This window comes from Actinopolymorpha sp. NPDC004070 (genome assembly GCF_040610475.1).
Lineage (GTDB): Bacteria > Actinomycetota > Actinomycetes > Propionibacteriales > Actinopolymorphaceae > Actinopolymorpha.
Window position 1 is genome coordinate 504,005 of record NZ_JBEXMJ010000002.1, and the last position, 11,941, is coordinate 515,945.

Sequence of the window (11,941 nt, forward strand, 5' to 3'; positions counted from 1 at the left end):
CATGCCCGGACTTAGGGTCGGTTCCATGACTTCGCCCGCCCCCGACGACGCCGGCCGAACCCCCCGGCCCGATCACGCCACCGAGGCCACCCGGCTCACCGAGCCCGACCCCGGGTTCGTCGATCTCGGATACGCCCGGCTGGACACCGACCGGCTCACCCGTACCGGCGACCCGGAGGTCGTCTACGGCGCCGGCAAGACCCCCGACCAGGTGGTCGACCTGCTGCGCCACCTGCACACCGCGCACCCCGACCGGGCCGCGCTCGCCACCCGGCTCGACGCCACGGCGCTGGACCGGGTGCGCGCCGCGTTCCCGGAGGCCCGGCTGGACGAGGTGGCCGGCACGGCGACGCTCGGCCCGCCGCCCACCCCGGTGGGTCTGGTGTGCGTACTCGCCGCCGGCACCTCCGACGCGCGGGTGGCCCGCGAGGCCGTGCACACGGTCGAGGCCTACGGCGCGGGAGTTCGCACCATCACTGACGTCGGTGTCGCGGGAGTGCACCGACTGCTCGCCGCGAAGGAGGAGTTCGACGATGCCGACTGCCTCATCGTCGTCGCCGGGATGGAGGGCGCGCTGCCGTCCGTCGTCGGCGGGCTGACCGGGGTGCCGCTGGTGGCGGTCCCGACGAGCGTGGGGTACGGCGCGTCGTTCGGCGGCCTCGCGGCACTGCTCGGAATGCTCAACTCCTGCGCGCCCGGCGTCGTCGTCTGCAACATCGACAACGGCTTCGGCGCGGGCGTGTTCGCGGCCCGGGTGGCCCGGCGGGCGCACGCCGGCCGCGCGTCCTCGGCTGCTCCCAACGGCGAGGCACCGAACGGAGCCGCACCCAACGGCGAGGTATCGAACGGAGCCGCCCGGTGAGCCGAATCGGCTGGCTGGACTGCGCGTCCGGCGCCAGCGGCGACATGCTGCTCGGCGCGCTGGTCGCTGCCGGCGTACCCCTCGACGTCCTCACCCACGCCGTCGACGCCGTGGCGCCGGAGAAGATCCGGCTCCGCCCGGAGAGCGTCGTCCGCAACGGCCTGGCCGCGACCCTGGTGCACGTCGAGGGCACCGACTCCACCCACCACCGGACCTGGGCCGACGTGCGTTCGCTGCTGGACGCCGCCGGCCTGCCCGAGCAGGTGAGCCGGTCCGCGCACGCGACGTTCGAGGCGCTGGCGCACGCCGAGGCGCGGGTGCACGACACGACGCCGGAGTCCATCCACTTCCACGAGGTGGGCGCGCTGGACGCGATCGCCGACGTCGTGGGGGTGTGCGCGGGGCTGGCCCACCTCGGCCTGGACCGGCTGGTCGTGTCGCCGGTCGCGGTCGGGTCGGGGTTCGTCCGGGCCGCGCACGGCCGGCTGCCGGTGCCGGTGCCCGCGGTGGTGGAGTTGCTGGCCGCCGCCGGCGCGCCGTCGTACGCCGGGGAGATCGACGGAACTCCCGTCGGTGAGCTGTGCACTCCGACCGGCGCGGCACTGCTGGTCGCGCACGCCACGGCGTACGGCCCACAGCCGCCGATGCGGGTGGCCGCGCAGGGCTTCGGCGCCGGCACCCGCGAGACGCCCGGCCGCGCGAACGCCGTCCGCCTCCTGGTCGGCGAGCCCGCCCCGGAGGTGTGGACGGCGGGATCCGCCGGCGCGGCGGCCTCCCCGGGTGAGTCGACCCAGCTCGTTGTGGAGTCCAACGTCGACGACCTGGACCCGCGGGTGTGGCCGGCGGTGCTGACCCAGCTGCTGGAGGCCGGGGCTGCGGACGCCTGGCTGACCCCGATCCTGATGAAGAAGGGCCGCCCGGCGCACACCCTCGCGGTGCTGGTCGACCCCGACCGGTACGACGCGGTGTGCGAGGTGGTCTTCACCCAGACCTCCGCGATCGGCGTACGCAGCCACACCGTGCGCAAACGCCCACTGGAGCGGGAGTTCCGTATCCTCGAACTCCCCGGCGGCACGGTGCGCCTGAAGGTCGCGACGTACGCCGGGCAGGTGGTCAACGCCCAGCCGGAGTACGACGACGTGCTCGCGCTGGCCGAACTCACCGGCCGCCCCGTCAAGACGGTGCTGGCGCAGGCCGCCGCCGCCGCGCAGGAACACCTGTGACCGCACCAGCCAAGGAGTACGCGTGACGGACGTCGCGATCCCGGGGTCGAAGTCGCTCACCGCCCGTGCGTTGTTCCTCGCGGCCTGCGCCGACGGCACGTCGGTGCTGCACCGGCCGCTGTGGTCGGACGACACCGAGGCGTTCGCCGCCGGCCTGGCCGCGCTGGGTTACGACGTCGACGTACGCCCGGACCGGTGCACGGTGCGGGGCAGTGCGACCGGCCCGCCCGCCCGCGGTGCGGAGGTGTTCTGCCGGGACGCCGGGACGGCCGCGAGGTTCCTGCCCACGCTGGGCACCCTCGGGCACGGCGAGTTCGCCTTCGACGGTTCGGAGCAGTTGCGCCGCCGCCCGCTCGGCCCCCTGGTCGGCGCGCTTGCCGGGCTCGGAGTCGACGTACGTGCCGAGGAGCGTGAGGGGCACCTTCCGGTCACCGTCCGCGGCGCCGGGCTGAAGGGCGGCGCGCTCACCCTCGACGCCGGGCTGTCGTCGCAGTTCCTCACCGGACTGCTGCTGGCCGCGCCGCTGATGACCGAGGGCCTCGAGGTCACCGTGACCGACCTGGTGTCGGTGCCGTACGTCGAGATGACGCTGGCGATGATGCGGCGGTTCGGGGTGGAGGCGACGCGGGCCGGCAACACGTTCACGGTGCCGCCGGGCCGCTACCGAGCCACCGAGTACGCCGTGGAGCCGGACGCGTCGACGGCGAGCTACTTCCTCGCCGCGGCCGCGCTGACCGGCCGCTCGGTGACCGTTCCCGGGCTCGGCGCGGACGCGCTGCAGGGTGACGTGCGGTTCGCCGAGGTGCTGGGCCGGATGGGCGCGGACGTGACGCTGACCGCGGACTCGGTCACCGTCACCGGACCGGAGCGGCTGACCGGCGTCACGGTCAACATGCGCGACATCTCCGACACGATGCCGACGCTGGCCGCGATCGCGCCGTTCGCCGACGGGCCGGTGCGGATCGAGGACGTCTACAACACCCGGGTGAAGGAGTGCGACCGGCTGGACGCCTGCGCGGCCAACCTGGCCCGGCTCGGCGTGCGGGTGGAGACCGGCCGGGACTGGATCCAGGTGTGGCCGGGCACCCCGCGGGCGGCCGAGATCGACTGCCGCGGCGACCACCGGATCGCGATGAGCTTCGGCGTCACCGGCCTGCGGACGCCGGGCCTGACGCTGGACGACCCGGGGTGTGTGAAGAAGACGTTCCCGGAGTTCCACGAGGTGCTCGCCGAGCTGGTCCGGAAGTGGAACGCCGGCAGCTGAGGTGAAGTCCCGGGCGCTGTCCCCGGCACGCCCTAATCTTGGTCGCGATGTCGCGCCGGGTGTCGTTCGCCGCCGCCGTCGTGTGGATGCTCGCCGCGTTGCCGGTGGCCGCGACGGCGCTGGCGGGCGCGCCGGATCGGGCGGACGCCGACCAGGGTGAGCGCGCGGGTCCCGCACGGCCTGTGGTGCTGGTCGGGATCGGCGGGCTGACCGCCGGTGACGTCTCGCCCGCCCGCACCCCCTCGCTGGCCGCACTGGTCGGTCGCGGCTCGCCCGGCGTCCTCGTGCCGCGTTCGGTGCGCACGCACACCTGCCCACTGGACGGTTGGCTCACCGTGTCCGCGGGCGAGCGCGCGGCCGGACCTTCGACGTGCGGTCCGCTGCCGCGGGTGGTGCCGGTCCCCGGAGGCGCCGGCACGTACGCGGTGCACGGCTGGGGTCGCCTGGTGGCCGCTCAGGCGGGCACCGGCTACGGCGCCGAACCGGGCCGGCTGGCCGAACACCTCGCCCGGGCGGGCACCTGTGCCACCGCCGTCGGACCGGGCGCCGCGGTCGCGCTGGCCGACCGGAGCGGCACGGTGGCGCGCTACCTTCCGTCGTTCGGCCGTACGGCGGCACCCACCGCCGACTGCCCCCTGACCGTCGTCGACGCGGGTGCCCTTCCCCGCGGCGCCGGACGTGCCGCCGCCGTGGCGGCGGTGGACGCGCTGGTCGCGAAGGCGGTGACGACCTCCGGCCCGACCGCGACCGTGCTGGCCGCCGGGCTGTCCGACGAGTCCACGGGCAGCGGTACGTCCCTGCGGGTGGCCGCCGCTGCCGGAGCAGGGTTCGAGGGGAGCTGGCTCACCAGCGGCGGGACCCGGCGCGAGGCGTTGGTGCAGCTCACCGACCTGACCCCGACCCTCACCGAGCTGCTCGGCACCGGCACCGACGAGGTCTTCGACGGCGGCCGCTGGCGCGCCACCGGCGACCGGCCGGTCGGCCGATCCGCAGGCGCCGCCGCCACGGCCCGCACCCTGGACCGGCTGCGGACGTTCGACACCACCAACCGCGTGGTGGGCACCTACGGGTTCTGGTTCTTCACCGTGCTGGTCCTCCTGCAGGCACTGGCGTACGGGCTCGCACTGCTGGTCGCCGCCCGCACCCGGCGGGCGGCGTGGCGCCGGCGCGTGGGCCGGCTGGTGTCGGCGGCCGGGCTGGTCTGCGGCGCCGCCCCGATCGCGGCGGTGCTCGCCGGGCTGGTGCCCTGGGCGGCTTCGCCGCTCCCGGTGTGGTCGCTCGTCCTGTCCGTCGCCGCGTTCACGGCCGTGCTGGCCACGTTGGCCGGCCGCACACCGTACGACCCGCCCTGGGCGGGGCCGACCATGCTCGCCCTGGTCACCGCCGTCGTGCTCGGCGCCGACGTGATGACCGGCTCGCATCTGCAGGGCGGCAACCTCGTGACGCCCGGCGACCTGCCACTGGTCGGCGGGCGCTACTTCGGCTTCGGCAACGTCGCGTTCGCGATCTTCGCCACCGCGGCCCTGCTCGCCGCCGGCGGCCTGGCCGCCCGCCCGGCCGAACGCCACCACCGTCGCCGGGCCGCGCTCGTCGTCCTGACGATCGGGTTCGCCGCGGTAGTGCTGGACGGCTGGCCGAGCTGGGGTGCGGATTTCGGCGGCGTCCTCGCGCTGGTGCCCGGAGTGCTGGTGCTCGCGGCCAACGTCGGCGGGGTCCGGCTGACCGTACGCCGGGTCGTCCTCGTCGCGGTCGCGACCGTGGCTGCGGTGAGCGCGATCTCGGTCGCGGACTGGCTGCGGCCGCCGGAGAGCAGGTCGCACCTCGGCACCTTCGTCCAGCGGCTGGTCGAGGGGCAGGGCGGTCCGGTGATCGCCCGCAAGGCCGAGGCGGCGCTGGCCAGCCTGACCTACGGCGGCCCACTAGGCTGGCTGACCCTGCTGGCGTACGTCGGGGTCGGTGTGTTCCTCCTGCACCCGCGCGGCGTGGGCACGAGGGTGCTCACCACCACCTGCCGCCGCTGGCCCACGGCGCGGCCGACCCTGCGCGCGGTCTGGCTCACCGGACTGCTCGGTTTCGCGCTGAACGACTCCGGGGTGGCGGTGCTCGCGGCGGTCCTGATGACCGGCGTGCCCCTCGTCGTGGTCGCCGGCGTCCGGTCCGCACCGGACGTGTCGCGCCGCCCGCTGTCTACTCGTCCGGTGCCTGAGCCTGCGCCTGTGGCCCGGGCCGAGTCGCCGCTGGCTCGGTGAACTCCAGCTCGATCATCGGCGAGGTTCGCACGAGCTCCTCGAGGTCGGCCTGCTCGCGGTACCACCCGGTCCGCGGGTCGGTGAACACCCGGCGCCGGGCCAGCGGATCGGTGACCGGCAGGGCGAGCGCCGGCAGATCGCGGCCGTCGACGTGGACGGTGACGTGTGGGTCCGCGAGGACGTTCGCGTACCAGTGCCGAGGGCCCGGCGTCCCGGTGATGACGAACCTGCCGTCCACGTGGAACCACCAGATCTCCACCCGCAGCGGCCGCCCGCTGCGGCGTCCTGTCGTGGTGAGGTCGACGGTCAACCGGTCGGCGAGCTCGGCGTGGGTGGCGCGGTCGGTCATGGCCTGAGACCGTACGACCTCAACCGCGGACCAGGTCAACGGCGCGGTCCCGCTCCTTGGAGCCGGTCACAACACAGAACGCCTGTGCCTTGGTACGCGTCACGGGTCAGGCCTCGGTCACCGTGTCCCGGGTGGCGAGGGCCGCGGTGAGGGACCGGGCGGCCTGTCCGGCGCGGGCGCCGTACCCCCCACCGAACGCGGCCGCGTGGGTGAGCAGCGGATGGAGCTGGTGCAGCGCGACCCGGTCGCGCCAGCCGTCGGCCAGCGGGAACACCTCGTCGTACGCGGCGACCAGCCGGTCCAGGTGCGGCGTACCGAACAACGCCAGCATCGCCAGGTCGGTCTCCCGGTGCCCGCCGTGCGCGGCCGGGTCGACCAGCCGCGGCTCGCCGTCCAGCGCCCAGACGATGTTGCCCGACCACAGGTCGCCGTGGATCCGCGCGGGCGGCTCGGGCGGACCGGCGTGGTCGTCGATGTGGTCCAGGACCGCGCAGATGGCGTTCGCGTCGTCGGCCTGCAGCCGGCCTCGGTTGAACGCGGTCCGGAGGTACGGCTCGACGCGGTTGCGGGCGTAGAACGCGGCCCAGGTGTCGGCCGGCTCGTTCGGCTGCGGCAGCGCGCCGATGTAGCCGTCCGCCTGTCCGCCGAACGACGCGGCGCCGCTGCGGTGGGTGGCCGCGAGCGCCTGGCCGAGTTGCTCGGCCGCCTCCGGCGTGGGCCGCCCCGCCTCCAGCCACTCCAGGACGAGGCACTCCTGGCCGACGCCGAGCACCGCGGGGATGGCGGCCGCGCCCTCCCCGGCGGAGGCCAGCCATGCGAGGTGGGCGGCCTCGGTCGGGAAGAAGTCGTCGGGTGCGCCTGGCCGTGCCTTGACGAAGACGCTGCGGCCGTCGCCGAGCCGGGCGCGGGTGGCGACGCAGACGTCGCCGCCGGCCACGGGGTTGGTCGCCACGACCGCGGTGCCGAGGAGCTCCTCGATGTGCTGAGCGATGCTTGCCTGCCGAGCCATTGCCCGATAGTAAGACCTTGGCTCTTACTTTGCGTAGGCGGGCGATGTCGATCTGGTGACGATCAGTCCGCAGGTGCGAGCAGCGAGCCGAGTTCGGCGACCAGACCGGCGGCCGCCTCCTCGACCATCTCGAGCACCTTGTCGAACGCCTCGCCGCTCGCCGTGTAGGGGTCGGGGATTTCGTTGACGTTCCGTCCGAACCAGCCGAACAGCCCCACCCGGTGCCGGTCGCCGGGCCCGGCGAGGCGGCGCAGGCCGTCGAGGTTGGCGTCGTCCATGCCGAGCACCAGGTCGCGGCCGGCGAACCAGTCGCGGTCGAACTGCTGTGCCCGGTGCGCGGACACCTCGTCCGCGTCGTACCCCGAGGCGACCAGTACACGGGCCGAACGCGGGTCCATTCCCTCGCCGACGTGCCAGCCACCGAGGCCGGCGCTGTCCACCCGGACCGCGGTGAGCCCGGCTTCGGCGAGCTGCTGCCGTACGACCACCGCCGCGATCGGTGACCGGCAGATGTTGCCCAGGCAGACCAGGCTCAGGTGGTACGCGGACGGATCGCGGGGCGGAGGTAGCTGCACGGTCCCAGGATGCCGACCGGCCCGGCCGCCCGTGGGTACGGGGTCGGCCGGGCCGGTCGGTCGTGCCGTACGTCAGGCGTACGTCAGTCGTCCTCGTCCTCTTCTGCCACCCCGTCCGCGTCGCCGCGCGGCTGGTCCTCGCCGAGGATCCGGTAGATCTTCGACCGGGCCTCGTACAGCGTGTCGACGATCCGGGCGAGCTGGTTCTCGTCGGCGACCTGGGCGCCCTGCATCGCGGCGGCCGCCAGGCCCATCCCGGCGTTGCGCAGCTCGTGCCACGGCGAGTCGGCCGGCTCGGCGAACTCCTCCCACGGCGCCTGACCCTCGCGGGTGGCCACGTGCTCGCGGCCGGCGTCGGTCAGGGCGTAGGACCGCTTCCCGCCCTCCTCGGTGGAGCTGACCAGGCCCTCGTCCTCCAGCAACTGCAGCGTGGGGTAGATCGAGCCCGCACTGGGGCGCCAGGCGCCGCCGCTGCGTTCGGCGAGTTCCCGGATCATCTCGTAGCCGTGCATCGGCCGGCCGGTGTCGGCGAGCAGGTGGAGGATTCCGGACCGGACGTCACCGCGACGCGCCCGCGGGCCACGGCCGGGACCGAAGGGCGGGCCCCAGCCGCCGCGACCCCAGCCGCCGGGGCCACCCGGGCCGCCGAAGCCGAAGCCGCCGAATCCTCCGGGGCCGCCGCCAGGACCGAAGCCGCCGGGGCCGAAGCCCCCGCCACGCCCGCGTCCGCCGCCACGTCCCCGTCCGCCACGTCCGCGACCTCCGCCGCGGCCTTCGTGTTCTCCGTGTTCTCCATGCGCTCCGTGGAAGTGGCCGCGGAGGTGTTCCGCCGGGTCGCCCGGGACGTCGTACTCGCCGGCGTCTGCGAACTCACCGCCCGGGTGGTGTGGGCCCGGCGGTTCGAAACCGGTGGCCCCGAACGTCTGGGGGCCGAAGCCAGGGCCCGCCGGGCCGCAAGCCCGTCGGGCGGCGGCTGCCCGCAGCGCGGCCGCGGCCACCGGCACGGCGTAGGGAAGTGCCCGGGCGAAAGGTGGGGTGTGCCGAGTCATGTGATCTCTCCTCAGGTGTGGCGACGTGTCGCCGACTGTCGTTCGATGGTTCACGATATATCGCCGATACGACGCCGACAAGCCCTGAGTGACGCCGACATGCCCTGAGTGAAGAAATCCGGACCGCCAGCAGGGGCCGCGACGATCAGACGGGAGACGTCGTCGACCACGACCGAGCCGGAGGCGACGATCGCGCGGGGTTCCGGCCGGTCAGGAATCCTCGACGCGGGGACGCCGGAAGCCCGGATGTCCGGCCGGGAGCGAGCGCCGCAGCACCCACGCGCTCACCGCGACACACGCCGCGACCAGCGGCCAGGTGAGCGCGGCCCGGGCGGCCGCGAGGGCGAGCACCGCGTCGGCGGCGTACAGCGCGCCGAAGACACTCACCCGTACGGCGTACTGACCGACCCACACCCAGGAGGCCGCGCGGTACGCCTTCAACAGGTCGGGGTCACGTCGCCAGCGCCCGCGCTGCCGGAGCGCGGCACCCACGACGATGCCGAGCAGCGGCCGGCGAACCGCGATGCTGACGATCCAGGCCAGCCCGCTGGCGGCGTTGGTGGCGAGCTGGACCAGGAAGAAGTCGGCGGCCCGGCCGGTACGGAGTACGACCACGGCGGCGACCGCGACCCCGAGCAGCCCGAGCAGGACGGCGCGCGGGCGGGCACCACGCGACCACCGAAACGCCGCCACCGCGACCCCGACCGCCAGCGCGGCGGCGACGCCCCATCCCACCGAGTTGCCGGTGAGCAGCCAGCCGGCCACGAACGCCACCGGCGGCAGCGCGGCGTCGACGGAGGCCTCCCAGCCGCCGAGCACGTCGGCCAGCGAGTCCGAATCGTCGGAATGGTGGGTGTCGCCCTGGTCTACCTCGTCTGCCCGCACGTCCCTGGCGTCCCTGTCTGCCCGCACGTCACCAAGCGTGCCTGATGACCAGGCAATTGGAGCCCGCCGGTACCGATGCGAACCGCTTCGTCCCGGACCAGGATCCGGGCGCCGCGGCCCGTCCGGCAGACCCTATGGTGAGGACTATGACCGACCCGTCGACCGGACCTCGCCTGCGCAAAGCCCTCCAGGGCATCCCGTCGTACAAGCCGGGCCGCCCGGCAGCGGCGGCCACCGACCGGCCGACGTACAAACTGTCCAGCAACGAGAACCCGTTCCCGCCGCTGCCCGCTCTCACCGAGGCCGCGCACGAGGCCAGCCGGGTGATGAACCGCTACCCCGACCTCGCCTGCGGCCGGTTGGTCGGCGCGCTGTCGGACCGGCTCGACGTCCCGCCGAGCCACTTCGCCACGGGCACGGGTTCGGTGGCGCTCCTCTACCACCTGCTCCAGGCGACCTGCGAGCCCGGCGATGAGGTGATCTACGCCTGGCGTTCCTTCGAGGCGTACCCGATCGCGGCGCAGGTCGCCGGCGCCACCAGGATCGAGGTGCCGCTGACCACCGGTGCGCGGCACGACCTTCCCGCGATGGCCGCCGCGATCACCGACCGGACCCGCGTCGTGATCGTCTGTACGCCGAACAACCCGACCGGCCCGGTGGTCACGCACCAGGAGCTGGCCGACTTCTGCGCCCAGGTCCCGCGCGACGTGCTGATCGTGGTCGACGAGGCCTACCTGCAGTTCGTCCGCGACCCGGAGGCGGCCGACGGGTTGGCGTTGTACCGCGAGTACCCGAACGTCTGCGTGCTTCGGACCTTCTCCAAGGCGTACTGCCTGGCCAACTTCCGGGTCGGGTTCGCGATCGCGCACGACCCGGTGGCCGAGGCGCTGCGGGTGTGCACCCCGCCGTTCGCGGTCTCCAGCGTCGCGGAGGAGGCGGCCCTGGCGGCGCTGGCCTGCGAGAACGAACTCCTGGAGCAGGTCGAGGTGCTGGTCAAGGAGCGCACCCGGGTGGCCGAGGGGCTGCGCGCGCTCGGTTTCGACGTACCCACCACCGAGGCCAACTTCAGCTGGCTCCCGCTCGGCGCCGACACGCAGGCGTTCGCCCGGGCGTGTGAGGAAGGTGGCGTCGTGGTCCGGCCGTTCGGCGACGAGGGGTGCCGGGTGAGCGTCGGCGAACCCGCCGCCAACGACCTTTTCCTGGAACTCGCCGGCCGCTGGGCGTCCCGAGCCAACTGACTGCCCGAGCCGGCCGACCGCGCCCGCCTGCCCCGACCACTGCGTGCGAGTGTGGGCGCCGCAGGTGGGTAGGCGGAGGTCATGGGGGACGTCGCGGCGGACCTGTGCGGGCTGACCCGTGACCATGGCGGGCCCGCACTGCGGGTGACCGCGCTCGTCCGTGATCGGCAGCACCGGGTCCTGCTGCTCCGACGTTCCGACCAGGCACCGCGGCCCGGCACCTGGGAGCCCGTCGTCGCCGACGTACCGGCCGGCGCGACCGTTGGTGAGGCCCTCCGCCACGCGGTCGGCCGGGCGACCGGCTGGACCGTCCGCGCGGTCGAGCCGATCCTCGAACCGCTCCGCGGGCCGATCGGCGGCCCGATCGCCGGGCCGGCGCCGAACGGCTCAGGTCGTACGGGCCGGCCGGTCCGCCGCGAGCTCCGCTTCCTGGTCACCGCGGCAGACCCCGCCGCTGGGTCCGCGGCGGACCCCGCCGCTGGGCCCGACCTCGCGCACACCGACCACGACGCGTTCACCTGGGCCGGACTCGGCGACACCGCATGGGTGCGGTCGCCGGAGCTCGTGGCCGAACCCGGCCTGGCCGAGACGGTGGTGAAGGCCGCGCGTACCCGGCTGACCCGGAGGCTGCGGCTGGAGCCGATCGGTCCCGAACACGGGATGGACCTGTGGCGCCTGCACGCCAGTCCGGAGGTGGCGGGCTGGCTCGGCGGCGCGTGGACGCAGGAGTCCGCCCGGCGAAGCGTGCTGCGCCTGCGGGCCGGTTGGGACGCGGTGGGGTTCGGCACGTGGGCCGCCTACGACCGTGCCGACGGCGAACTCGTCGGCCGTGGCGGAGTCTCTCCGTACACCCTCGACGGCCGTTCGACGCACGAGATCGGGTGGACGGTACGCCCGGATCACTGGGGCCGCGGGTACGCCACCGAAATCGGTGCGGCCGGACTGCTGCTCGCCTTCACCGAGCTCGGGGCCCGGGAAGTGGTCGCCTTCACGTTGCCGCACAACACGCGTTCACGTGCGGTGATGGACCGGTTGGGGATGCGCTTCGCCCGTGAGGTCCCGCACGCCGGGACCAGTCACGTGCTGTATGTCGTACGTCCGGCGGCAGTGACACTGCCTGGCCAGATGCGGCCAGAAGTCCAACCGGGGTTGGCGGTCTCCCCCGGGCGTCTCGGTTTCTCCGGTGCGAGCGGTTGTTCGAACCCATTATCCTGAGGAGGTCTCAGTTTCAGCTTCCG

The 11,941-nt window shown here is 74.4% G+C and carries 11 protein-coding genes; 6 read left to right on the plus strand and 5 right to left on the minus strand.

Going from position 1 to position 11,941, the window contains the following annotated elements; genetic code table 11:
* Positions 1-25 precede the first annotated feature (25 nt).
* From larB to ABZV93_RS05845, 4 genes are read left to right on the plus strand one after another with little or no spacing between them, the layout of a single operon-like run.
* Complete coding sequence (larB, locus tag ABZV93_RS05830) at positions 26-862, plus strand: nickel pincer cofactor biosynthesis protein LarB (protein ID WP_354930988.1); 837 nt, start codon at positions 26-28, stop codon at positions 860-862.
* On the plus strand, positions 859-2,085 hold the full coding sequence (larC, locus tag ABZV93_RS05835; protein ID WP_354930991.1) for a nickel pincer cofactor biosynthesis protein LarC: 1,227 nt from the start codon (positions 859-861) through the stop codon (positions 2,083-2,085). The genes larB and larC overlap by 4 nt, the downstream gene beginning before the upstream one ends.
* A 22-nt stretch (positions 2,086-2,107) precedes the next feature.
* The gene (gene aroA, locus ABZV93_RS05840) at positions 2,108-3,349 is read left to right on the plus strand and encodes a 3-phosphoshikimate 1-carboxyvinyltransferase (protein ID WP_354930994.1); all 1,242 of its coding nucleotides are present in this window, start codon (positions 2,108-2,110) and stop codon (positions 3,347-3,349) included.
* Between the two features lie 47 nt (positions 3,350-3,396).
* Positions 3,397-5,598, plus strand: a complete 2,202-nt coding sequence (locus ABZV93_RS05845) for a hypothetical protein (protein WP_354930997.1) — start codon at positions 3,397-3,399, stop codon at positions 5,596-5,598.
* Here ABZV93_RS05845 and ABZV93_RS05850 read toward each other — a convergent pair.
* The 5 genes from ABZV93_RS05850 to ABZV93_RS05870 form a co-directional block, all read right to left on the minus strand.
* Positions 5,537-5,947 carry a nitroreductase family deazaflavin-dependent oxidoreductase gene (locus tag ABZV93_RS05850; RefSeq protein WP_354931000.1) on the minus strand — a complete coding sequence of 137 codons (411 nt, stop codon included), beginning with the start codon at positions 5,945-5,947 and terminating at the stop codon, positions 5,537-5,539. The genes ABZV93_RS05845 and ABZV93_RS05850 overlap by 62 nt on opposite strands.
* A 106-nt stretch (positions 5,948-6,053) precedes the next feature.
* Positions 6,054-6,956, minus strand: a complete 903-nt coding sequence (locus ABZV93_RS05855; protein ID WP_354931003.1) for a fructosamine kinase family protein — start codon at positions 6,954-6,956, stop codon at positions 6,054-6,056.
* 62 nt (positions 6,957-7,018) lie between these two features.
* Positions 7,019-7,531, minus strand: a complete 513-nt coding sequence (locus ABZV93_RS05860; RefSeq protein ID WP_354931006.1) for a low molecular weight protein-tyrosine-phosphatase — start codon at positions 7,529-7,531, stop codon at positions 7,019-7,021.
* 83 nt (positions 7,532-7,614) lie between these two features.
* Positions 7,615-8,580: a PadR family transcriptional regulator gene (locus ABZV93_RS05865; protein ID WP_354931009.1), complete on the minus strand. Its 966-nt coding sequence runs from the start codon at positions 8,578-8,580 to the stop codon at positions 7,615-7,617.
* Positions 8,581-8,790: 210 nt separating this feature from the next.
* Positions 8,791-9,492, minus strand: coding sequence for a DUF3159 domain-containing protein (locus ABZV93_RS05870; RefSeq protein WP_354931012.1), 702 nt, complete (start codon positions 9,490-9,492; stop codon positions 8,791-8,793).
* 119 nt (positions 9,493-9,611) lie between these two features.
* Between ABZV93_RS05870 and hisC the strand changes: the two genes are divergently transcribed.
* Together hisC and ABZV93_RS05880 are read left to right on the plus strand one after the other, a co-directional pair.
* Positions 9,612-10,703 (plus strand): histidinol-phosphate transaminase, encoded by a 1,092-nt coding sequence (gene hisC / locus ABZV93_RS05875; RefSeq protein WP_354931015.1) that lies wholly within the window; start codon positions 9,612-9,614, stop codon positions 10,701-10,703.
* A gap of 81 nt (positions 10,704-10,784) precedes the next feature.
* On the plus strand, positions 10,785-11,918 hold the full coding sequence (locus ABZV93_RS05880) for a GNAT family N-acetyltransferase (protein WP_354931018.1): 1,134 nt from the start codon (positions 10,785-10,787) through the stop codon (positions 11,916-11,918).
* Positions 11,919-11,941: the final 23 nt, after the last annotated feature.